We start from the raw sequence: 22,131 nt of genomic DNA, 5'->3' as shown, positions 1-22,131 counted from the left end.
CGAAGTCAATCAGATACTTTGCGGGGAGCCCCGAATGAGAAAAAGGACCCCTTTCGGGATCCCTTTCGCGGTGAATTGATTTTTGGACTTGCCTCGAAACCTTCCAAAAGCTAGCGACTACCTCGTTCACTTATTGCAGTACGTGTACTACATTAATGTGTCTTTGGCACATCCCCTCGCTTCTATCTGGAGTCTACCACAATATTCCCGGTTTGTTTCGTTGAATCGTTCAACGGAACCACACCTCTCTTTTCACCGCTAAATGTATTATGTCCGCATTGCTTTTTTCTATACATCAGTTTTCTCGAATTATTACTTTTGTTCCGATTGGGATGTGACGGTGCAGCCATTCGATATCCTTGTTGTGCATTCGAACGCATCCTGATGAGGCATGACTGCCTATCGAGTACGGGCGATTCGTCCCATGAATCCCGTACGTATATCCGCCTGTCCCGGGAACGCTCAACCCTAGCCAACGGCTACCCAGCGGATTTTTGGGATGACCGCCTGCAATTTGTTTTCTGACATAAAAGGGCTTGACGATTTTCGTTACGATCTGAAACTCGCCAACCGGAGTCAAATCCTTTCTTCTGCCGGTAGCTACGGGAAAATAATACTGGGCCCGTCCGTTGACGTACACGATAAGGGAGTTGCTCCGCTTATTTATTACGATGTATACCCCTTCTTCCTGCAAAGCTTCGATAGGGGGATTGTCCGGAGCGGCCAATACGGTAAACAGCGGTCCAAAACCGCTAAAGAGAACACAAATCGCCAAAAGAACAGCAAACGATACACGTTTCAATGAGATCTCATCCTTTGCCTAATATGCACGCTTTATTGTTCTCCTCCCCGGTTTATTTATGTATGTACGGGTTGAAAGGAAAAAGACGGGACTCATGTCCCGCTCCTTCACTATAGATATACAATGTCATTTTACCGCGCCGGCAGTAATTCCCCCTGCAATTTGCTTTTGAAATAGTACATAAAACAACAGCACCGGAACCATCGAGATAAGCAGCGCCGCAAACAACGGCCCCCACTCCGTACGGTATTGCATCTCCCCCTGCATAATCGCGATGCCTACAGGCACGGTATACTTGGATGGATCGTTCAGGAACACGGTCCCCATAATATATTCATTCCATATATTCAGTACGTTCATGATACTGACCGAAACAATACCGGGACGCGCGAGCGGGAGCATAATTTGAAAAAAAGTCCGGTAATGGCTTGCTCCGTCCATCGATGCGGCTTCTTCCATTTCTTTGGGCAGCGACTTGAAAAAGCCGACCAGCACGAACACACCGAATGGCAAGGCCCCGATTCCGTAAACTAGGCTCAGCCCGAAATGGCTGTTGATCAAATGCATATCATTTAATAGAAAGAACAGAGGAATTAACCCTAAGATCATCGGAATCATCATGGATGCGATGTAGATCGTATAGAGCAGACCGCTGCCTCTGAAAGTAAATCGAGCCAAAACATAAGCCGACGTAGCGGACAATAACGCCGCCAGCGCTGTGCTGACAACCGTTACGGTCAACGAGTTCAGAAAATAGCCTCCGATATGATATTTATCCCATACATAAGAATAGTTGGACCATAATAAGGGTATCTGCGGGAGATCCCAAGGCTTTCCCTGCATAAACTGCGCATTGTCCTTAACCGCCCCGAGAACCGTCCAAACCAGCGGATACAGCACGCACAGGGTCCAGAGCAGCAATAGAAGTCTTATGCAAAAGCCCAGAAACGGATTGGCTATACCGGTTTTCATGTTGCCCCCCTCCCCTTTCTCTTAAGAAATTTCAATGACTTCCCGCTTCATTAATCGCTGCAATGCCGCTGTAGTGATGAGAGATAAGACCAGTATGAGCACGCCGATTGCGGCGGCATACCCCATATGGAATTGCTTGAATCCCATTTGGTACAAATAGGAGCCCATAACCTGCGTGGCGTTGTCCGGCCCGCCCTCCGTCATAATCGTAACAATAATGAAGGAACCGTTCAGGGTGGTCATAACGATCGACAAAATGGACACCTTCATCTGCTCCCAAATGAGCGGAAGCGTAATTTGCCAGAACTGCTTCCATTGCGTTGCGCCGTCGATTTCAGCCGCTTCGTACAGCGAATCGGAGATGCTTAATATGGCCGCAATAAGCAAGATCATATAAAAGCCGATGCCGGCCCAAATGGACGGCGGAAGCAAGGACCACATCGCCAGCTTTTCGTCTCCAAGCCATGGCGTCTTGACCGGTTCGTCAGTGAATAAAGAGAGGAATGAATTCAAGAACCCCAAATTAGGGTTGTAAACGTAACGCCACAGCACCCCGATGACGACAACGGAAATGACATTCGGGAAGAAAAAGACGACGCGGAAAAACGCGGCTTTCTTCATATGAAAGCGGGTTAATGCTACGGCAAACAGCGTTGCCAGCAGCATAATGCCGATTACTTTCCAAAATACAAGGAAATAGTCGTTGTAGATCGCCGTGCGGATTACCGGATCGCTAATCATTTCGCGGAAATTTTGCAAGCCTATGAAGTCCATATGCTCGGAGCTTCCGGACCAATCGAACAAACTGATATAAATCCCTTTTAAGATCGGATAGACCGTAAACAAGCAGAACAGAAGGAACGTCGGAACGATAAAAGACACGATGAACATTAGCCGTTTCATATTGGCGCTCATGGGTTGAACCCGCCTTTTCTTCGGATTAAGCGGATGGGAAGGCAGCGAAGCTTCCGCTCCCCGCCTTCACCATGTTGTGGGGCAATAATGATTACTTGCTGCCGCGGGCTTTTTCAGCCGCCTTCTCCATACGATCCGCCCATTCCGCAGGAGTGATCTTGCCTGTCGTCAGTGCAACGATGGCGTCGTTGCGCGCTTTCTCCACATCTGCCGGCAGTACGACCTCAGGAGCCACTACCGTGTTAGACGAATTGTAATATTTCATCGCCGATTTAACGACGTTGCTTGCTTTGGACGATTCCAGATCCGCTTTGACATTCATCAATGCCCCAGTGAGTTCAGCCCAGCGAACGGCGTGCTGCTTGGTGAACAGGAATTGGATGAACGCTTTGGCCGCTTCCGGGTTTTTCGCCTTTTTGGCTACGGCAATGGTGCTTGTGTAAGGAATAGCTACGTATTTGCCGCCTTTATCCTGCGCGATGGAAGGAACAAAACCAAAATCGAAGCCTTGAGGAATGTCCTTCTTCATTTCGTTTTCCAGCCACAGCCCGTTCGGGATAAACGCCGCCTTATGCTGCAGCCATAGCGACTGGGAGTCTGTGTGGTTGAGGGATACCGAGCCCGCATCGATGAATCCTTTATCTCTCAGCTGGACGATTTTATCCAACGCTTTCATAACCGGCTCGCTTTTGAAAATACCCGGCTCCAGAGCCGCTACCTTTTTCAGAATTGAAGCGTCGTCCTTGTTGGCGGACACCGTTGCAGAGTCCAGAAGTCCTCCTGCGATGTAGTAAGGATATACTCCCGTGTGAATATAAGGGCTGGTGCCGGAAGCCTTGATTTTGTCTGCGACCGCAAGGAACCCGGCGAAATCCTTAGGCTCCTCCCAATTATTTTTCGTGAACATGGCTTTGTCGTAGAACGTGCCCCACGAACCGAATACGAGCGGAAGCGTATGATTTTTACCTGCAACGTATTCTTCCGGCTTGGAAATCAGCAGATCGAGAATTTTTTCCCCGTCGGCGTTCTTGGCATCCTTCACCCAGTCCGTGATGTCCATCAATTGGTCGTCCTTGACCATCTGCCTGGCGTTAGCCCCGGCTCCGTCAATGTATACAAAGTCAGGAGGATTGCCCTGAATCCATCGCGGCTTCATCTGGTCGTTGATTTTGGCGCCGGCCGACTCTTTGATTTTCAAATCGGGGTACTTTTTCTGAAACTCGCCGATCATCTCTTTCCACCAGGCATCGCCGTAACCGCCTACGAAGTATTGCACCTCCAGCTCGCCGGTCAATTTGCCGCCCGTTGATGAGGTTGTTCCGGTCGCTGCTGCTGGTGCCGGCTTGGAATCCGCTCCCGATTTGGCATCCGTGCCCCCCTGTTGTGATGCGGGTGCTCCACAGCCTGCGGCAGATAAAGCAAATGTACTAACCAGTGCGATGTTCAACCATTTTTTCCATTTCATGGACGTCTTCGCTCCCTTTTTCTTGGTAAATGTGCAACGAAACCTTCCATCGGACAAGCAAAAAAGGGCATAGTTACAGGGAAAATGCTCGTTCCCCATAACTAATGCCCTCTTAAGGTAACACGTTATGTGATGAAAGTTTTCAATTGTTGTTTACACTATAGCATCGCTTCTAACATGTCGTCAACACTTTGTTTAAGACTGGGAAAAACCATTTTGTACCAAAAGTGTTTTTTGTAAGCGATTCCATTCCTGATATTATTATAACCATATGCTGCGGTAACGGTAAAGTCTTTTTTTTGATCCTATCCGGAATAGGGCTGATCCACTGCCTGATGCTGCTGCCTGTACTTGTTCGGCGACATATTCAAGACCAGCTTGAAGGTCCGGTAAAACGTCGGCAGCGATTCATATCCGACCTCAAAGCAGATCGACACGATATCTTTATCCGATTCGGCAAGCAGCTTCTGGGCGAGCCCCATCCGTACCTCCGTCAAATATTGCATCGGAGTCATTTGATATTCTTTTTTGAAAATTTTATTCATCTGCCGGATGCTGATGCCTAGCTTGGACGACAACTCCTCCGAGGTTATCGACTCGTAGTAGTGCAAATCTATATAATTGCGTATCCGCTCGGCTCTCAGGCCATTGGCATCCTGAACCGGCTTCGTCTCCCGCGCCCTAACCATGAGCAAATAAATATCCTGCAGCAAATTGTGCATCGCCCATCCGCTTAGCGGATCGGACTGCTTTTGCTCGAAGAGCAGCTTCCGGAGCAGCAGCCTCATTTCACTCGCTTGGAAAGCATTCAGCTTCAACAGCTCGGAGCTAGTGAACAAGTACGGCTTCCAGTCCGGATGCACATCCCTGCTCCCGGCAAATTCGTCAAAAGCGAGCACCAGCAAGGTCAAGTTCGAATCCGACGAGACCGCATGCTCGGAATAAGGCACGATGAAGGCTGCGTTATCCTGCTCGAAATCATACTGTTGCCCCTCCAGCAGCACGGTGCCGTGCCCTTCAATCGCATACAAAATTTGCACATTGGAGTGATGATGGATTTTCACTTCATAGCTTTCTTGATGTTTGCTTTCGTATAAATGAATTCCACTCATTGTCCTGCCCGCCTTGAGAGCGTATTCAACCAACCGGCAACCCGCAGGCCCGGCCGTTTGTTCTTCCTATTTTACCGTTTTTGGCCAACATCAACAAGCCGAGCCGGTAATTTTCCATCTCGTACGATCCCATAGAAAAATCCCCCTAACCGAAGAAACGGCAGAGGGCTCAATCCGACTCTATTATTTCACTCTTCTCAAGCTTGGCCGTGCATTTCTCTTGAACAGCTTGGACAACCAGCTGCGGGGTGGACGCTCCCGCTTCTTCCGGTCGCCGCCTTCGTCTTTCACACTATCATGGGGCCAATAATATTGGCATACAAAATCCGTATCCATCAGTCAGGACACCGCCTTCGATAGGGAAAAATGAGAATCCGGTTGCCTTGCGGAACAAATGAAAATTATACGTGCTGCAAGTAACGCTCCTTCGTTAAGGCGAGCGCATCGTCACCCTGCATATCCCAAATAGCCCGGTTGAAAATTTCCACTTCGATCGGCCCGTTGTAGCCGGCGGCTTCTACCGCATAACGAATGCGGCGCATATCGATGACGCCGTCCCCCATCATTCCCCGGCCCATCAGCAGGTCAGGCGTAGGAACAATCCAGTCCGACACGTGGAAGCCCAGGATGCGTCCGCTGGCGCGGGAAATTTGTTCGTACAATTGCGGGTCCCACCAGACGTGGAACACATCGACAACGACGCCTACCTGCTCCGGTGTATACTTCTCGGCGATCGTATTCGCTTGCGCCAATGTGTTAATGACCGAGCGCTCGGCAGCGTACATCGGGTGCAGAGGCTCGATGCCAAGCTTCACTCCGCAGGACTGCGCATAAGGAACCAGCTGCTCGATCCCGTCTTCGACCATTTGTCTTGCTGCCGCAATATCCTTATCCGGTGCCGGGCCGCATACGAGCACCAGCGTATCGGCTCCAAGCTCCGCCGCTTCCTCGATGGCACGTCGGTTATCGTCGATTCGGACTTGACGCTCCGCTGCGGTAGCCGCCGGAAACATGCCGCCACGGCAAACGCTGGATACTTGCAATCCGGCGTCTTTAACCAATCGTTTGCTCTCCGCCAATCCCGTTTCGGCGATTTTGTGGCGCCATAGTGCGATCCAAGGGATTTCCGCGCGCACGCAGCCTTCCACCGCTTCGCGCAGACTCCAACGGTCCGTAGTAATTTGGTTTAAGCTTAACCGGTCTATATTTTTCAGCGCTTCCATTCGTATCCTCCTAAAAGTTTGCTTTGGGAAACTTTCATATTGCAAGTTGAAAGAGAAGCCCAACAGTTGCCTGTCAGGCTCTTAGAACATGCTGCATTTTATTGAACTCCGGCTAATGTCAAAACATGCCGCATCCGTTGTACCGCCAAATCCGGATTGACGAGCAAGCCCGCCTTGTCCGCCAGCACAAACAGCTCGGACAAGTGGACAATCGATCTGGAGCCTTCCGCCCCGCCGATCATGCGGAAATGATTTTGGTGACCGTTCAAATAAGCCATGAAGACGATCCCTGTTTTATAGGCGTACGTAGGCTTTTGGAAAATATGACGCGAAAGGGCTACGGTCGGCTCCAGCAGCTCGTTGTAGCGAGCCTCGTCTCCGGCATCCAACGCATGAATCGCAGCAGCAGCCGCAGGTGCGATAGCGTCGAAAATACCGAGCAGAGCGTGGCTGTATCCTTGCTCGTCGCCTCGGATCAAGGACGGATAGTTGAAATCGTCCCCGGTGTACATTTTCACCGATTCCGGCAGCAGACGGCGCATCCTGATTTCCTTCTCGTCATCGAGCAGCGATATTTTGATGCCGTCCACTTTGTCCGCATGGTTACGGATTACGCGGAGGCATACATCCATTGCCGCATCCAAATCCTTTTCTCCCCAGTAACCGGCAAGAGCGGGATCGAACATATCGCCGAGCCAATGCAGAATGACCGGCTGCGACACTTGACTCAAGATGCGTCCGTATACCCGTTCGTAGTCCTCGGGTCCCTTGGCGCATGCAGCCAGTGCGCGGCTCGCCATCAAGATGACCTGGCCGCCATGGCCTTCCACGAAGGATACTTGCTCCTCGTAGGCCTGCTCCACTTGCTCCAGTGTCACATGAGGTCCGGGAGCCAGATGATCCGTTCCTGCACCGGATGCGATTTTTCCGCCGACCGATTTCGCTTCGGCGATGGAACGGCGGATCAGCTCCTGGGCCCGGATCCAATCCAGCCCCATACCGCGCTGCGCCGTATCCATGGCCTCCGCCACGGCTAGGCCTAGCGACCACAAGTGACGGCGGTAAGCAAGCGTTCCGTCCCAATCGATTTGCGCGTTCGTCAACGGGTCTGCGTCCGCGAACGGATCGCACACGACATGCGCCGCCGAGAAGGCGATCCGGCTTTTCAGCGGACCTTTCGGCAGCTCAATGACTGCCGATTGTCCCGGTGTATACGAATATAGCGAGCCCCCCGCTTGGGGGAGACGTAATTCCCGACTCATGGAATTTCCCTCCTACCCTTTGGTCGAAGCCAATTCGCTGATCTTCAGCTCAGGCACTTCCAGCCAACGTCTTTCTTCCCACGAACGCAAGCCCAACTCCGACAATTGAGTTCCTTTTGCTCCTTCGAGCAAATCCCATGGGAACGGCGTGTCGATGACTACGTGCTTCAAGAACAGCTCCCATTGCACTTTAAATCCGTTATCGAACAGCTGATTATCCGGTACTTCCTGCCATTGCTCCTCGAAAGCGAACGGATTCGGAATATCCGGATTCCATACCGGCTTCGGCGTATTGACACGATGCTGCACTTTGCAATCGCGCAAGCCCGCTACCGCGCTTCCTTCCGTACCGTCGACTTGAATTGTCAGCAAGTCGTCGCGGTTGACGCGGACGGCCCATGAGGAGTTAGCTTGCACCACAATGCCGCCTTCCAGCTCGAACGTAGCATAAGCAGCGTCGTCTGCCGTACATTTGTACGTATTGCCCTGCTCATCGACACGCTCATCAATGTGGGTCACGCCCAAGCAAGACACCGAGCGAACTTCGCCGAACAGATTATCCAGCACATATCTCCAATGCGCGAACATATCGACAATGATGCCGCCGCCGTCTTCTTTGCGGTAGTTCCACGACGGACGCTGAGCTTGCTGCCAGTTTCCTTCGAATACCCAGTAGCCGAATTCCATCCGTACGGACAAAATTTTGCCGAAATATCCGGAATCCACCAGTCTTTTGAGCTTGAGCAAGCCAGGTAAAAACAATTTATCCTGAACGACACCGTTCTTCAGATTCGCTGCACGGACAAGACTTGCCAGCTCCAGCGACTCCTCAAGGTTCGTAGCGGTCGGCTTTTCGCAATAAATATGCTTGCCTGCTTTAATCGCTTTACGGATGCTCTCCGCACGGTGAACCGTTGTCTGCGAATCGAAATAAATGACATTGCTCGGGTCAGCCAAGCAGCTGTCCAGATCGGTGCTCCAGCGAGTTAGGCCGTGAGCTTCTGCCAGCGCTTTCAATTTATGTTCCTGACGTCCTACCAAGATAGGATCGGGCATAATGACGTCTCCGTTCGGCAGAGAAACGCCGCCTTGTTTGCGAATAGCGATGATGGATCGAATCAAGTGCTGATTCGTTCCCATACGACCTGTTACCCCATTCATAATAATTCCGATATTTTGTACAGCCATTGCAGCAGTCCCCTCTCCTTAGTACGTGGTTTAGTGGTTAAGTGGTTAAGTTGCAGTAGCGAAACGTCGCTTCGCTATCGGTACATCTACATGTATCATACTAACGGGTATCGATCCGGCCGTCTTATCAGATTAAGAACATCCTTCTAACTATCGGAACCATTTTGCCGAATATGAGAAAACCGCTATCGAGGCCTTTCAAAGATGAGCGGCCGCGGTCAATGGTAGGTTTTATCGCCAATAGGAAAGATCTTTGATGCACTTTATCGCTTTACCGGTCTTAAACTTTCCTATGTGGTGAGAACAACGCTTTGCGGCGTCGAACTTGTTGAGATACCAAAGGTACTCGAGCGAGCTTTGATGCATCTTCAGTTTGGTGGTGGCGGGGACGCCCTCCAGTCAGGCCTTACGAGGATCGATCGGACAGGAGTTCCGCTATTTCCTGAAATGATGCTGCGTTTGGAGTGCGATCGGACCGAGAGTCCGTTATTTGCTAATTTTACCTGAAAAATAGGTGTATTTTCGTGAAATAAGGGATCTGTAGTCCGATCACCCTGCATACAAAGCCATTTTGGGTAAAATAACGGATCTACGGTCCGTTCCAACTTGGGCAACGCTTGTTTGGGCAAACCAGGTTTATCAACAGGCTGAACGCTGCTCAACTTCCTCGGTGTACCATACACGTTCGTGCGCGGGGAGGGAATTGGATGTTGGATTCCCGGCCGCTGTTGAAGTCTTGTTTCTTTGAATGGCAGGCTTGCCGTGGTCGGAACACGAGCTTTAAAGGCGTACGCGGTCGCTCCTTCACTCCACACCCATTCTCTCTCTAGTCCTACTCTGGTCATACCAAAAAGCCGGAAACCGCATACGCTGGTTCCCGGCTTTCTACTCTTATAGCACTAGATGCAACATTAACGGCGTCCGCTCCAATACATGTCGTTCCATCTCAGCTCGTTGCGGAAAGAAGGGATCGTCGTGTCTTTATTAATGAGCAAAAACTCGATCCCGGTCATTTCGGCCCAATCGGCCAGCTGCTCCGAGGTCACGACATACGAAAAGGCGGTATGATGGGCGCCGCCCGCATGAATCCAGGCTTCGGCAGCAAGTCCCAGCGACGGCTGCGCTTTCCACAGCACCCGGGCGACCGGCAGCTTCGGCATCGGTTGCTCCGGCTTCACGGCGTCAACCTCGTTGACTACGAGACGGAACCGCCGGCCCAGATCGACGACGGAAGCATTCAACGCCGGACCGCTGCGGCCGTCGAACAACAGGCGGGCCGGATCCGCTTTGCCTCCGATGGAGAGCGGATGCACTTCAATCGTCGGACGGGAAGCCGCAATCGTCGGACATACCTCTAGCATATGCGATCCCAGAACAAGCTCGTTGCCCGGCTCCAAATGATACGTGTAATCCTCCATAAACGAAGTGCCTTTATTGGCTGCGATCAGCTTCAACGTCCGCACCAAGGCTGCGGTTTTCCAATCGCCCTCGCCGCCGAAGCCATAGCCCGCCTCCATCAAACGCTGTACGGCAAGACCGGGAAGCTGCTTCATCCCGTGAAGATCCTCGAATGTCGTTGTGAACGCTCCGAAGCCGCCTTCTTCCAGGAATGCTTTCATACCAAGCTCAATACGGGCCTGCACCAAAATAGACTCGCGAACAGGACCTGACGTACGGGCTGCATCCGCAATCGTATACAAATCGTTGTATTCCTCAAAGAGCCGATTCACTTCACTCTCGGAAATATCGTTCATTCTTTGCACCAAATCGCCGATCCCATAACCGTTCACGGACCAGCCGAATTGGATTTGCGCTTCCACCTTGTCGCCTTCCGTTACCGCAACCTGGCGCATGTTGTCGCCGAACCGGGCTACCTTCAGCTTGCGTCCTTCCGTATAAGCGACCGCGGTTTGCTGCCATCCGCCGATTCTGCGGCGAACGTCCCGGTCTTCCCAATGACCGGCGATCACCTTGCGGGCAATCCCCATTCTTGCACCGATAAATCCGTATTCACGGTCGCCGTGCGCCGATTGATTCGTATTCATGAAGTCCATATCAATGCTGTTCCAAGGAATATCTCTGTTGTACTGGGTATGCAGATGAAGCAGCGGCTTGCGGAGCTCGGCCAGGCCGGCGATCCACATTTTGGCAGGAGAGAACGTATGCATCCAGGTGATGATCCCTGCGCAGCTCTCATCGGCATTAGCCTCCCTGCATAGGGTATGTATAGCATCCGGAGTCGTGACGACCGGCTTGAATACGACAGGAAAAGCTATCGCCGGATCCTGACTCAGCCCTTCGGCGATGCGAGCTGAATGCTCATCCACTTCCTGAAGCGTCTCAGGTCCGTACAAATGCTGACTTCCCGTTACAAACCAAAATACGTATTCTCTTTGCAAAATCATCTCTATTTCCTCCCTATGAGTGCAAATAACTCTCAATGAAATAAGATCACAGTCTAGCGAGCAGCTTCCTTGATAGATTTCAACCGCTTCATCACCTGGTTCTCACCGCGGCCGAAATAATCGTGCAGCTTGTTGTACTCTGCATACAGCTGCTCGTACACGGCGACGTTCTCAAGAATCGGCTTGAACGATTCTTCCTTGACACGCGCCATCTTCGCGGCAGCCTCTACGATGGAATCGTAGCCGCCCTTAGCCGAGCCTGCAGCGACAGCTCCGAACATCGCCGCGCCGACCGCCGGCGTTTGCTTAGAGGCCGCGATCTTGATTTCCCGGTTCGTCACGTCGGCATAAATTTGCATTAACAATTTGTTCTTCTGCGGAAGCCCACCGCATGCGTACAGCTCATGGACCTCCACCCCGTTGCTGTGGAACGCCTCGACAATTTTGCGCGTGCCGAACGCAGTCGCTTCGAGCAAGGCCCGGTACATTTCTTCCGGCTTGGTCAGCAGCGTGCAGCCGACGAACAGCCCGGTTAAATCCGTATCGACCAATACGGAGCGGTTGCCGTTCCACCAATCCAGCGCTAACAGCCCCGTTTCGCCTGGCTTATATGCAGCCGCCCGCTGCTCAAGCCACTCATGCACCGAGGTGCCTTCCTTTTGCGCTGCTTCGCTAACATAAGCCGGTACGGACTGATCCACGAACCAGGCGAAAATATCCCCGACAGCAGACTGTCCTGCTTCATATCCCATATATCCGGGAATAATCCCATCCTCCACGACGCCGCACATACCTTCGACCTTGGATTCCTTCGTACCGAGCAGCATATGGCAAATCGACGTTCCCATAGCCATAACCAGCTTACCTGGGGTAACGACGCCGACTCCAGGAACCGCCGCATGAGCGTCGACATTCCCGACCGCAACAGCCGTGCCAGGCGCGAGTCCCATCACGGCGGCCATTTCATCGGACAGCTCTCCCGCTTTCGTTCCTAGCGGCACCACGTCGCCGCGCAGCTTTGTGCTCGTCAGATTGGCCAGCCGGGGATCCAGAGCGAAGAAGAAATCCGAATCGGGATATCCGTCCTGCTTATGCCAGATCGCTTTATAGCCTGCCGTACAGCTGTTTCTCAGCCGGCTGCCAGTCATTTTATACACAACCCAGTCCGTCGCCTCTAGAAACAAGTCTGTCTTTTCATAAAGATCCGGCGCCTCATTCAAAATTTGCCAAATTTTCGCGATCATCCACTCGGACGAAATTTTGCCGCCATAGCGCGGCAAGAACGGCTCGCCCCGCTGCTCCGCGATCTCGTTGATCAAATTCGCTTCATCCTGGGCGGCATGATGCTTCCACAGCTTGACCCAGCTGTGCGGAAGATGCTGAAGCTCCGGATTGAAGCATAGAGGCTCTCCGTCCGCATCCACCGGCAGCATCGTGCAAGCCGTAAAATCAATCCCGACCCCGATGACAGCACGCGGATCGACACCGGAGGCTTGCATAACGGCCGGAACGGAACGGCGCAGCACCTCGATATAATCTCCCGGATGCTGCAGCGCCCAATCCGCCTCCAGGCGGACACCGGAGCCCGGCAGTCTCTCATCTATTACATTATGCGGATACGGCGTCACATGCTCGGCAACCTCCGTGCCGTCCGCCAAATCTACCAGCACCGCGCGGCCCGACTCCGTGCCGTAGTCTACGCCTATGGCATATGTTTTGCTCATAGCTTCACTCGTTCCTCCCGGTAATTAAGAATGGCACTACTTTTGTCCGTAGTAGGCGTTGGCGCCGTGCTTGCGCAAAAAATGCCGGTCCAGCAGTGTCTGGTCCATAGAAGGTGCGCCTGCGTTCAGCCCGAACGTATGATGGGCCAACTTGGCCACTTCCTCCAGAACGACTGCGTTATGAACGGCTTGATGCGCGTCCTTGCCCCAGTTAAACGGTGCATGACTGTGAACGAGCACAGCGGGCATCTGGTTCGGGTCGCGGTCGCGGAACGTCTCCACGATGACATTGCCCGTCTCCAATTCATATGCTCCGCGGATTTCCTTCTCGGTCATCGGCCTAGTGCACGGCACTTCCCCGTAAAAGTAATCGGCATGCGTCGTTCCGAGCGCCGGAATCCCTCTGCCCGCCTGAGCCCAGCTGGTCGCCCACGGAGAATGCGTATGCACAATGCCGCCGATGTCTGGAAACGCCTTGTACAGCACAAGATGCGTGGCAGTATCCGACGATGGCCTCAGATCGCCTTCTACCACGTTGCCGTTCAAGTCTACAACAACAAGATCCTCCCACTTCAGCTGCTCATACGGTACGCCGCTCGGCTTGATGACGACAAGCCCTTGTTCGCGGTCGATACCGCTTACATTACCCCATGTAAACGTAACAAGGCCGTACTTCGGCAAATCCATGTTTGCTTCCCATACGGCCTTTTTTAGTTGTACTAACAACTTGTACCATCGCCTTTCAAAAAAATGAATAAGTTCTAAATAAATTATACATTTGTACGTACATTTATTCCACATTTTTTTGAAATCTTTTTTTTGTTAGTCCATTTTATTTATTTTTTACCCGATACTTCAAACAACATCTGCATTAAATTTGTCTTGTCGACTCTCTGATCACAAGCTCCGGATCATACACATGATGGCTCGCTGTCCCTTTCTTTTGCTCGATGAGGTCCATCAAAAGCTGGGCGGCCATCGCTCCCATTTCCATCTTCGGATGCGTAAGAGTAGTCAGCTTCACTTCCGTAGCCACCGCCAAGGTCGAGTCGTCGAACCCGACGATGGACAAGTCTCCCGGTACGGACAACCCCGCCTGCCTTACCGCTTCAAGCAGATGTACCGCCAACTCGTCGTTGTAACAAACCATCGCGGTCGGTCTCGTATCCTCCTGCTTCAGCATCGCATAAGCGGTTTCGAACGGCTTGATCGCCTTCTCCTCGGTCGTGTAGCGTATTACCGTTTCCGGTACCAGAGGAACCTTGTGCTCCTGGTGCGCCCTCATAAATCCTTTTAGCCGATTGACTCCCTGCAAATCGTCTATTTTGAAAAAACCGGCAATCCGGCGGTGCCCAAGCTTAATCAAATGCTCCGCCGCCTTATAGCCCCCGGCTTCATCATCCGCTTTGATGTACGGACAACTCAGCTCCGGGTAGCTTTCATTGATCATGAGATAAGGGATGTCCTTGTAGCAGAGCGACAAAAAGTAATCCAGGTTCGGGTTGCCCTCCGCGCTTTTGGTCGGCTCAATGATAAGTCCGCTCAGCGGCTGACTCATCATCATGTGCAGGCTTTCCTTCTCCTTTACCTTGTCGTTGTCCGTGCTCGACAGCAGCATCCGGTAGCCTCGGCTTCGCAGCGCGGATTCCGCTCCCCGGACGATGTGAGGAAATATGTAATCGGATATATACGTCGTAATAACTCCGATCGTCTGCACATCCTGGAGCTTGGGGCCTGACTGCGGGCTGGACACGAAGGTCCCTTTGCCTTGGATTCGATATATCCAGCCTTCCTGCTCCAGCACGCCGAACGTCTGGCGGACGGTTTGCCGGCTCATTTGGAACTGATCGGCGATCTCGTTCTCCGTCGGCATCTGATCATCCGGCTTCAATCGTCCGGAATGAAGCCAGGTTAAGATTTCCTGCTTCAAAATCATATATTTGGGCTGCTGCTTGGTTGTCATCTGTCACCTCGAATGGATTGGCTGTCGTTTCTTGCGGTTTGAATTTTCGTATATTATATCATTTTTCCAAGTTGTAAGTACATCTTGAACCCTCTCGTCTCCTTTCCTATCCTAATCGATTCAGCCTAATTTTAACGAGCTCCATATTATTCATTTGATCACAAGTGTAATATAGTGTATATATACGATATATACACTTATGAAAGAGGTACACTCATGCATCTTTCCGTATCCCTATCCTCGGGAGAACCCATATATTTGCAAATCAAGGAACAGATTAAGATCCAAATTTTATCGGGACAGCTGCAGGAAGGAGAGCTTCTCCCTTCCATTCGCCATCTTGCTCAAAACTTGAAAATCAGCGTGATCACGACAAAACGGGCTTATGACGAGCTGGAGCAGGAAGGACTGGTGACTTCCGTCACCGGCAAAGGAACCTTTGTAACCGGGACCAACAAGGAGTCGATCCGGGAGATGAAATTCCGTGAGCTGGAAGATCAGATCAAAGCCATCATCAAAGAAAGCCGGGCCCTTGGGCTAACGCGACAAGACCTATCGAATTTAGTATCAATTCTTTATGGAGAGGAGAATGGATCATGAATGCCGTAGAGTTTCGTCAGTTTACCAAGCAATGCGGAGAGTTCGTCCTGAGCAATCTGAATTTTCAAATCCGCAGCGGCTATATTACAGGGTTAATCGGTCCCAACGGGTCGGGCAAAACGATGCTCATTCGATCCATCATGAATCTGATTCGCCCCGATCACGGAGAGGTGCTCTGCTTGTGCTCTCCGTCACAGCTCTATTGGCCGCCGGAATCTATCTTCTGATGCAGTAAAATGATATGGAGAAAAAATAGCCTGCGTCTAATTGACGTTCAGGCATAAGAAAAAGGAGCCGCAGCTGCGGCTCCTTCAACATTCCATTGGAACAGGCACTAATTCGCTGCGGTTTCCAGCACGCAGGCCTTCCACTTCTCCAGCTCGTTCGTGCACACCCATACTTGAGGATATTGCTTGCACATTTGGCGCATCGCTGCTTCGTCGTCAATCGTCCACGCGATCAGCTGAATCCCGTTTTCTTCGCACAACCGGACATAATCATCGGTTAAATATATGTATTTGACCGATATATATTTGGCTCCGAGCTCCTTCGCATAAGGGAAGATAGACGGAGTAGCTCCGTAGATAACCAAACCGATTTCAATATCGCTCGACAGCTGGCGGGTGCGCTGAATCGAGTAATGGTCGAACGAAGTGATGAACACTTGATCCTGCACATCGCAGGAGCGAATGACCTCCAATACCTTCTCTTCCATCCCCGTGTATAAGCTTCCGCTCTGCTTAAGCTCGATATCGACCTTCGCTTTGCCTCGGGCGAGCTTCAATACGTCTTCCAGTGTAGGAATCGTTTGCTCCCCGTCCGTGCGGAGCTTCTGCAGCTCTTCCCACGTGTAGTCCAGGACACGGCCTTTGCCATTCGTTGTCCGGTTCACCGTCGGATCGTGAATGACGACCGGAACGCCGTCCTTCGTCAAATTGACATCCAGCTCCAAGTGGCTGTAAGACAAATCCAATGCGGCCTGAAACGATACAAGCGTATTTTCCGGATATTGTTTGGGATACCCGCGATGCGCCAATCCGACAATGCTCATTGCTGCTCCTCCTAATTAATCGTTCATTTGTAAAAGATGAATGCGGTCCAGCGCATAGCTGGAAGACGCTTTGTACATACTCGCGCCGGATTCAAACAAAATGTACAGCATTCCCTTGGAGTGAACGATTCCTTCGGACATGGGAGGGATTTGCATCGGTTCCTTCTTGTTCTTGCTATCCACGAACCAGACCGGCACCGTCTCACTTCCGATCGCCGCCTTGCTGTGCGGCTGCTCGGACAGCACATTGCTGTGCTTCATCAAGGTGCTTGCCGCATTACGGCCTGCCGATTGGCTAAGCAAGATGCTGCTCGGCGTAATAGCCATCCCCTGAATACTGTCCGGTATCGACAGGATATAGTCGGGAACGACCGGCACATTCGGTTCGACCTTCTTGCCGGCAGGAAGCAGGTCCGTCTGCTCGTCAAGCTTGTAGCCCACGGTCCACGCTTTATATTCCTTATCGTCGCGGTTGTTCATATAGTGCGACTTCTCGGTCGGATAGTCTTTGCCGTTAGCGTATTCCCCAACCCATAGCACGCCGTTGGCATAAGTAGTGAAGGAAGCCCGCGTGTCGGTCTTAATGGAGCCTGCGAACGTGAGCTTGGAGTCGCTTTTCGCCTGGATCACATCCTCCAGCTTCAGCTGATACGCATAGCTGTCCGAGGAAATCCACACATGGCGTTTGCTGACCGTGACTCCGCCGGCATGGCCGGTATAAGGCGTGTTGGCGTCCTTATACAGCTCCATGGCCTTGACCATCTCGCCCGATCCGGCATCCACAACCGTCAAGAGGCTTGGTAAGCCGCCCTCCCGGTAATGGCTGATAAGAATCCAGTTCTTCTCTTCAATGAATCCGATCCCTTGAGGAACCGCTTTTTGCTGCAAAGCGGGCACAATCGGCCCGGCCTTGCTCTGCTCCAGGAATGGTTTGATCTCCGGCATGTTGACGCGTATTTTGATTCCGGCTTCTTCTTGTGTAATTTTTCCGCCAGCAGCATTTGTCTTGGCCCCTTCTCCCGCTTGCGCAGCAACAGCAGCAGGCTTATCCGCTGGCTTGGCGGCGCTGCCCTCCGGGGCCTTTTGGCAGCCGATCACGGCAGTACACAAGATGCCGGTTAGTAAGATCATAACCGTTTTTCGCTTCAATGGACAGTCTCCTTTTATCGTTTACCGTGTTACCGTATTCCATGACTTGATCCCTTATTTAAAGGTCGAGTTAGCCATCGCAGCCACAATGTATTTTTGCGCAAAAATAAAGACGATGACGATAGGCAATATGACCACTACGCTCGCTGCCATCAGCAGGTGGAAGTTCAGCGCTTCGTTGCCCGCTATGGAATCCCGCATCATCGCAATACCGACCGTCAGCACGCGCATATTGTTCGAATTCGTCATGACAAGCGGCCAAAAGTAAGAGTTCCAGCTGTTGATGAAGCTGATAACGAGCAATGTAATGACCGTCGGGAACGCCATAGGCGTCAAAATCCGGTACAGCACCTGGATCCGGCTCGCGCCATCGACCTTGGCTGCTTCGATCACATCATTGTTAATCGACTTGAACGTCTGGCGCAGCAGGAAGATCCCGTAAGCCGACGCTGCGTGAGGAATGATCAATGCGTAAAACGTGTTGATCCAGCCCAATTTGGACATCATCACGTACACGGGAACGAAGGTGACCTGATCCGGGACGATCAATGCGGCCAGCACGAGAATGAACAGCTTCTCCCTGCCCGGGAAATTCCCTTTGGCGAAGGCATAGGCAGCCATCAGACCGATATTGATCTGCAAAAAGATAATGCCAACCGTCTGTACCAGCGTATTCCCGGCAAACCGCCAAAACGGGATGGATCCGAATGCATCAAGAAAGTTGCTCCACATTAATTTCTCCGGCCAGAAGGTCGGCACCGCCATCCGCAGCTCATAAGGCGTTTTCAAGGCGGTAATCAGCATCCAGTACACCGGGAAAAAGATAATAGCCGTAATCACAATGGCGAGAATATAACGGGAGGTTACCCCTATGGATTTCGTCATTGAACGTATAACCTACCCTTCGTAATGAACTTTCTTCTTCGAAATGTACATTTGCAGCATCGTCAGCAGGACGATAATGAAGAAGAAGATAATGACGAGCGCCGAGGCTCTGCCCGTTTTGAATTCCGAGAACGCCATCGTGTAAATCCAGTACACCATCGCCTTGGTCGATTCCAGCGGTCCGCCGTTCGTCATAATGTCGACCGATTGGAACACCTGCATGGAGGAAATGAAGTTCGTTACGACCAGGAATAAGGTGATCGGGGACAGCAACGGCAGCGTAATGCTCCAAAACTGATGGAATTTGCTGGCGCCGTCTATGCTCGAAGCCTCATAATACTCGACGGGGATACTGCGCAGGCCTGCGATGAAAATGATCATGGCGAACCCTACGCCTTTCCATACCGACACGACAATAAGCACCCATAGCGCCGTGCGCGGATTTTGCAGCCACTGCACCTTCTCCATGCCGAACAGCTCCAGCACTTCGTTCATCAAGCCGTACTGTGCATTAAAGATCCACAGGAAAATCATCGATACGATAACCATCGAAATATAGTGAGGCATAAAGATCAGCATGCGCAAAAAGTTGAAAAACCGCGTCGACACATTGAACAATAGCGCCAGCAGCAGGCCGATGCCCAAAGTCAGAACTACGTCCAATATGGTGTAAGTAAACGTAATTTTGAGTACGTTGTAGAACGTCTCGTTCGTCAGCAGCTTCTCGTAATTATCAAGCCCGACAAATTGTTTCACAGGCTTCGTCATGTTCCAGTTCGTAAAGCTTAAGTAAAAAGAATTGACTAACGGATAATAAATGAACATAACCAGGAAAGCCAATGCCGGAAGGGCAAAGGAAAAATCCTTTAGCCCATCCCACATACGACTCGACGCCCGTTTCGACTTACTTATCGTTTGAACCTGCACATTTACATTCGTGCTGCTCGTTTCCTTCATTGTGCCGCTCCTCTCGGGGCTTACTTATAATCGGAAATAATTTCGTTGATCGGCTTCACGGTCTCTTTCAGCAGAGGTACCGGATCTTCGTTGTTCAGAATCATTTTACCGACGACTTCTTTATACTTCTCGCTGAATTCCGGATATGCCGGATGCTGGATGCGTGGCGCTACGTTGTCGAAGTTCTCGAATACGGCTTTGTATTGCGGCCATTTCTCGAAATATTTCTTGCCTTCTTCGGTATTGACCACCGATTTATGAGTCGGCAGGTAGCCTGTGTAATCCGCCCATTTGATGTTGTGCTCAGCCGATACCATGAATTTAACGAACTTCCATGCCGCTTCTTTTTTCTTCGCGTCCGCACCGTTCATAATAACGATACCCGCTCCGCCGATATGCGATTTTCTTTCTTTATCACCCGGGATGAAGGAAACGCCGACTTCGAACTTCGCATTTTCCACATACGTCTTGATAATGGCGGAAGAGTGCTGCACCATGCTTACCTTGCCTTCGAGGAACATCTGTCTCATGACATCGGATGCGCCTTTGCCGTAGCCCATTTGCAGCGATCCGTCTTTAATCCATTTTTGGTAGTTTTGAATCCATCTCATGCTGTCAGGCTGATCGAAGCCCGATTTGTTGTCTTTGGTCAAAATCGTACCGCCGCCGTTCGTAATCCACGGATCGTAGTACCAAGTATCCCAGCCAGGCACGGAGAATGCGTAACGAGTCGTCTTGCCGTTCTCCTTCACCGTTACTTTTTTGTTGAACTCTTCGATCTCATCCCACTTCTGCGGCGGCTTCACGCCAAGCTGGTCGAGCAACGTTTTGTTATACACCATCACGCTCGTACTTACAATGAGAGGAAATCCGAATTGCTTGTCATTATAAGCGTACGCCTGGAGCATGCCTTTGGAAAAATCGTTCAAGTCCATATTGTCTCGCTTGATGTAAGGCGTCAGGTCCGCAAACACTCCTCCGTCGGCAAAGTTAGGAAGGGAGGATACCTCTACGTTGGTAACGGCCGGCACATCGTTGGCCGCAACGGCTGCCTGAAGCTTTTTATGCAGATCCGGATAGCCGCCTTGGAACACGGGCTCTACGGTAATGTTAGGATATTTCTTGTTAAACTCACTGATCATATAGTTAAGGCCGGCCATTTGATTCTCGGCATGGGAGTGCCAATATTGAATCGTGATCGGGGAATTGTCTTCCGCTGCCGTCTTGGCATCCTCTATTTTCCCTGCAGCTTGTTGGCCGGAGCTCGAGCACCCCACAACGGAACTTAATAGTGCTGCAGCAACCGTTAAGGTTACCCATCTCTTGTTTTTCATTCTGAATACCCCTTTCGTCTTTGGACAATTGTAATGTAAAGGCTTACATGTCGGTCGAAGCGTACTAGGCTCGGCACACTTATCTGCATTTATGAGCAGACAAAAAGAGATCAATAAAGACAATAGCAAGAGACACTGCCTGCATGAATCATCATACAGTCAAACCCGGTGTCCCTTGGATTATCTCATGATCTCCGCATCCAAGTGAAAATCGCATATACAATTGAATATAGCTCGCTTCCTAGAAAAAAGTATGACATACAGGGTAGCACATTGTCAATCCTTTGGATTGTTAATAAATTATTAATGATACCACTAATCCTAGCTGCATACAAGACATTAATTTTCGACCTTTTCCATCACATGGCATGGGAGGAAGCGGCATTGCTGTGGATCGGCAATTTCAAATGCGACGAATCCAAGGAAATGACGTCCTTCCCTCCGGCGCTGGATATATTTTGAATGGCGCGCATCAGCTTCTCCGGGTGGGCCGACTTCACGACGAACCTCAGCTCCATCACGGCATCCGGCAGCTCTCCTGCGGACTGCGGCTCCTCCGAGCTCATTTTGACATTGACGATTTGCACCCCCTGTTCACCGAATAAGGTGGCGATTTTCCCCATAATTCCGGGCCTGTCGAATACCTTGATCGTGATCTCCTGCTGTCTGCGGTTCCGCATCAAATGCTTCTCCCACTTGTTCAGGGCGAACAGGCTGAGGAGAACCATAATGGTCGCCAGAATGGCGCAGAAGAAAAAGCCTGCCCCAACGCATAAGCCTATGGCGGCAACAACCCAGATCGAGGCCGCCGTCGTCAATCCGGAGATGGTCGACCCGGTGCGCAATATGGCTCCCGCCCCCAGAAAGCCGATCCCGCTGATCACTTGCGCAGCCAGACGCGCAGGGTCCATTCGGACGCTTGACTCGGTGGCAAATTCTCCAAAGCCGTAAATCGACAGGAGCATAATGGCGGCAGAGCCGATGCAAACGAGGATATGAGTTCTTAGTCCCGCAGCGTGGTTGCTCCATTCTCTTTCGAAGCCGATCAGGCCTCCCATTGCAGCCGCCGCCAATATGCGGATGGTCAGATCCATGTGAGAGATGTACCAAATGCTGTTCATAGA

General features: G+C 51.4%; 21 protein-coding genes. 2 read left to right on the top strand and 19 right to left on the bottom strand.

Annotated features, from left to right (window positions below; genetic code table 11):
- Positions 1–295: 295 nt before the first annotated feature.
- The 13 genes from DVH26_RS13730 to DVH26_RS13670 all read right to left on the bottom strand — a co-directional run bounded on the left by DVH26_RS13730 (position 296) and on the right by DVH26_RS13670 (position 15,031).
- The gene (locus DVH26_RS13730) at positions 296–802 is read right to left on the bottom strand and encodes a L,D-transpeptidase (protein ID WP_239634246.1); all 507 of its coding nucleotides are present in this window, start codon (positions 800–802) and stop codon (positions 296–298) included.
- 126 nt (positions 803–928) lie between these two features.
- Positions 929–1,774 (bottom strand): carbohydrate ABC transporter permease, encoded by an 846-nt coding sequence (locus tag DVH26_RS13725; RefSeq protein WP_239634245.1) that lies wholly within the window; start codon positions 1,772–1,774, stop codon positions 929–931.
- Between the two features lie 21 nt (positions 1,775–1,795).
- Positions 1,796–2,689 carry a carbohydrate ABC transporter permease gene (locus DVH26_RS13720; protein WP_239634244.1) on the bottom strand — a complete coding sequence of 298 codons (894 nt, stop codon included), beginning with the start codon at positions 2,687–2,689 and terminating at the stop codon, positions 1,796–1,798.
- A gap of 91 nt (positions 2,690–2,780) precedes the next feature.
- Complete coding sequence (locus DVH26_RS13715) at positions 2,781–4,154, bottom strand: extracellular solute-binding protein (RefSeq protein ID WP_239634243.1); 1,374 nt, start codon at positions 4,152–4,154, stop codon at positions 2,781–2,783.
- Between the two features lie 305 nt (positions 4,155–4,459).
- Entirely contained in the window at positions 4,460–5,266 is an 807-nt protein-coding gene (locus tag DVH26_RS13710; RefSeq protein ID WP_239634242.1) for a helix-turn-helix transcriptional regulator, read from the bottom strand.
- Between the two features lie 183 nt (positions 5,267–5,449).
- Positions 5,450–5,602, bottom strand: a complete 153-nt coding sequence (locus DVH26_RS13705; protein WP_239634241.1) for a hypothetical protein — start codon at positions 5,600–5,602, stop codon at positions 5,450–5,452.
- A gap of 65 nt (positions 5,603–5,667) precedes the next feature.
- Entirely contained in the window at positions 5,668–6,489 is an 822-nt protein-coding gene (locus DVH26_RS13700) for a sugar phosphate isomerase/epimerase family protein (protein WP_239634240.1), read from the bottom strand.
- Between the two features lie 98 nt (positions 6,490–6,587).
- Positions 6,588–7,751 carry a dihydrodipicolinate synthase family protein gene (locus DVH26_RS13695; protein WP_239634239.1) on the bottom strand — a complete coding sequence of 388 codons (1,164 nt, stop codon included), beginning with the start codon at positions 7,749–7,751 and terminating at the stop codon, positions 6,588–6,590.
- Positions 7,752–7,763: 12 nt separating this feature from the next.
- Positions 7,764–8,939: a Gfo/Idh/MocA family protein gene (locus tag DVH26_RS13690; RefSeq protein WP_239634238.1), complete on the bottom strand. Its 1,176-nt coding sequence runs from the start codon at positions 8,937–8,939 to the stop codon at positions 7,764–7,766.
- A 911-nt stretch (positions 8,940–9,850) separates the two neighbouring features.
- Positions 9,851–11,344, bottom strand: coding sequence for an L-arabinose isomerase (gene araA / locus DVH26_RS13685; RefSeq protein ID WP_239634237.1), 1,494 nt, complete (start codon positions 11,342–11,344; stop codon positions 9,851–9,853).
- A gap of 53 nt (positions 11,345–11,397) precedes the next feature.
- The gene (locus DVH26_RS13680) at positions 11,398–13,068 is read right to left on the bottom strand and encodes a ribulokinase (protein ID WP_239634236.1); all 1,671 of its coding nucleotides are present in this window, start codon (positions 13,066–13,068) and stop codon (positions 11,398–11,400) included.
- A 36-nt stretch (positions 13,069–13,104) separates the two neighbouring features.
- Positions 13,105–13,794, bottom strand: a complete 690-nt coding sequence (gene araD, locus DVH26_RS13675; protein ID WP_275590471.1) for an L-ribulose-5-phosphate 4-epimerase — start codon at positions 13,792–13,794, stop codon at positions 13,105–13,107.
- 145 nt (positions 13,795–13,939) lie between these two features.
- The gene (locus tag DVH26_RS13670) at positions 13,940–15,031 is read right to left on the bottom strand and encodes a GntR family transcriptional regulator (protein WP_239634234.1); all 1,092 of its coding nucleotides are present in this window, start codon (positions 15,029–15,031) and stop codon (positions 13,940–13,942) included.
- A 216-nt stretch (positions 15,032–15,247) separates the two neighbouring features.
- On the opposite strand from DVH26_RS13670, the gene DVH26_RS13665 reads away from it, so the two are divergent.
- Both DVH26_RS13665 and DVH26_RS13660 read left to right on the top strand, forming a co-directional pair.
- Entirely contained in the window at positions 15,248–15,631 is a 384-nt protein-coding gene (locus DVH26_RS13665; protein WP_239634233.1) for a GntR family transcriptional regulator, read from the top strand.
- Positions 15,628–15,858 (top strand): ATP-binding cassette domain-containing protein, encoded by a 231-nt coding sequence (locus DVH26_RS13660; protein WP_239634232.1) that lies wholly within the window; start codon positions 15,628–15,630, stop codon positions 15,856–15,858. Before DVH26_RS13665 ends, DVH26_RS13660 begins: the two co-directional genes overlap by 4 nt.
- Before the next feature lie 107 nt (positions 15,859–15,965).
- Here the strand turns inward: DVH26_RS13660 and DVH26_RS13655 are convergent, their stop codons facing one another.
- The 6 genes from DVH26_RS13655 to DVH26_RS13630 form a co-directional block, all read right to left on the bottom strand.
- The gene (locus tag DVH26_RS13655; RefSeq protein ID WP_239634231.1) at positions 15,966–16,682 is read right to left on the bottom strand and encodes a glycerophosphodiester phosphodiesterase; all 717 of its coding nucleotides are present in this window, start codon (positions 16,680–16,682) and stop codon (positions 15,966–15,968) included.
- 15 nt (positions 16,683–16,697) lie between these two features.
- Positions 16,698–17,831 (bottom strand): hypothetical protein, encoded by a 1,134-nt coding sequence (locus DVH26_RS13650; protein WP_239634230.1) that lies wholly within the window; start codon positions 17,829–17,831, stop codon positions 16,698–16,700.
- 54 nt (positions 17,832–17,885) lie between these two features.
- Positions 17,886–18,716, bottom strand: coding sequence for a carbohydrate ABC transporter permease (locus DVH26_RS13645; protein ID WP_239634229.1), 831 nt, complete (start codon positions 18,714–18,716; stop codon positions 17,886–17,888).
- Between the two features lie 12 nt (positions 18,717–18,728).
- Positions 18,729–19,673 (bottom strand): carbohydrate ABC transporter permease, encoded by a 945-nt coding sequence (locus DVH26_RS13640; protein ID WP_239634228.1) that lies wholly within the window; start codon positions 19,671–19,673, stop codon positions 18,729–18,731.
- A 20-nt stretch (positions 19,674–19,693) separates the two neighbouring features.
- A complete protein-coding gene (locus DVH26_RS13635; protein ID WP_239634227.1) occupies positions 19,694–21,007 on the bottom strand; it encodes an ABC transporter substrate-binding protein in 1,314 nt (437 codons plus the stop codon).
- Positions 21,008–21,366: 359 nt separating this feature from the next.
- Positions 21,367–22,128, bottom strand: a complete 762-nt coding sequence (locus tag DVH26_RS13630; RefSeq protein ID WP_239634226.1) for an MgtC/SapB family protein — start codon at positions 22,126–22,128, stop codon at positions 21,367–21,369.
- Between the last annotated feature and the right edge of the window lie 3 nt (positions 22,129–22,131).

This window comes from Paenibacillus sp. H1-7 (genome assembly GCF_022354825.1).
Lineage (GTDB): Bacteria > Bacillota > Bacilli > Paenibacillales > NBRC-103111 > Paenibacillus_S.
The sequence above is the reverse complement of the archived record's forward strand: the minus strand, read 5'-3'. Positions and strand labels throughout refer to the sequence as shown.

Coding starts and splice junctions, on each gene's coding strand:
- DVH26_RS13660 (WP_239634232.1), top strand. CDS start 15,628: ATGAATGCCGTAGAGTTTCGTCAGTTTACCAAGCAATGCGGAGAGTTC.
- DVH26_RS13715 (WP_239634243.1), bottom strand. CDS start 4,154: ATGAAATGGAAAAAATGGTTGAACATCGCACTGGTTAGTACATTTGCT.
- DVH26_RS13710 (WP_239634242.1), bottom strand. CDS start 5,266: ATGAGTGGAATTCATTTATACGAAAGCAAACATCAAGAAAGCTATGAA.
- DVH26_RS13645 (WP_239634229.1), bottom strand. CDS start 18,716: ATGACGAAATCCATAGGGGTAACCTCCCGTTATATTCTCGCCATTGTG.
- DVH26_RS13700 (WP_239634240.1), bottom strand. CDS start 6,489: ATGGAAGCGCTGAAAAATATAGACCGGTTAAGCTTAAACCAAATTACT.
- DVH26_RS13670 (WP_239634234.1), bottom strand. CDS start 15,031: ATGACAACCAAGCAGCAGCCCAAATATATGATTTTGAAGCAGGAAATC.
- araA (WP_239634237.1), bottom strand. CDS start 11,344: ATGATTTTGCAAAGAGAATACGTATTTTGGTTTGTAACGGGAAGTCAG.
- DVH26_RS13695 (WP_239634239.1), bottom strand. CDS start 7,751: ATGAGTCGGGAATTACGTCTCCCCCAAGCGGGGGGCTCGCTATATTCG.
- DVH26_RS13690 (WP_239634238.1), bottom strand. CDS start 8,939: ATGGCTGTACAAAATATCGGAATTATTATGAATGGGGTAACAGGTCGT.
- DVH26_RS13680 (WP_239634236.1), bottom strand. CDS start 13,068: ATGAGCAAAACATATGCCATAGGCGTAGACTACGGCACGGAGTCGGGC.
- DVH26_RS13665 (WP_239634233.1), top strand. CDS start 15,248: ATGCATCTTTCCGTATCCCTATCCTCGGGAGAACCCATATATTTGCAA.
- DVH26_RS13705 (WP_239634241.1), bottom strand. CDS start 5,602: ATGGATACGGATTTTGTATGCCAATATTATTGGCCCCATGATAGTGTG.
- DVH26_RS13720 (WP_239634244.1), bottom strand. CDS start 2,689: ATGAGCGCCAATATGAAACGGCTAATGTTCATCGTGTCTTTTATCGTT.
- DVH26_RS13655 (WP_239634231.1), bottom strand. CDS start 16,682: ATGAGCATTGTCGGATTGGCGCATCGCGGGTATCCCAAACAATATCCG.
- DVH26_RS13635 (WP_239634227.1), bottom strand. CDS start 21,007: ATGAAAAACAAGAGATGGGTAACCTTAACGGTTGCTGCAGCACTATTA.
- DVH26_RS13725 (WP_239634245.1), bottom strand. CDS start 1,774: ATGAAAACCGGTATAGCCAATCCGTTTCTGGGCTTTTGCATAAGACTT.
- DVH26_RS13640 (WP_239634228.1), bottom strand. CDS start 19,673: ATGAAGGAAACGAGCAGCACGAATGTAAATGTGCAGGTTCAAACGATA.
- DVH26_RS13630 (WP_239634226.1), bottom strand. CDS start 22,128: ATGAACAGCATTTGGTACATCTCTCACATGGATCTGACCATCCGCATA.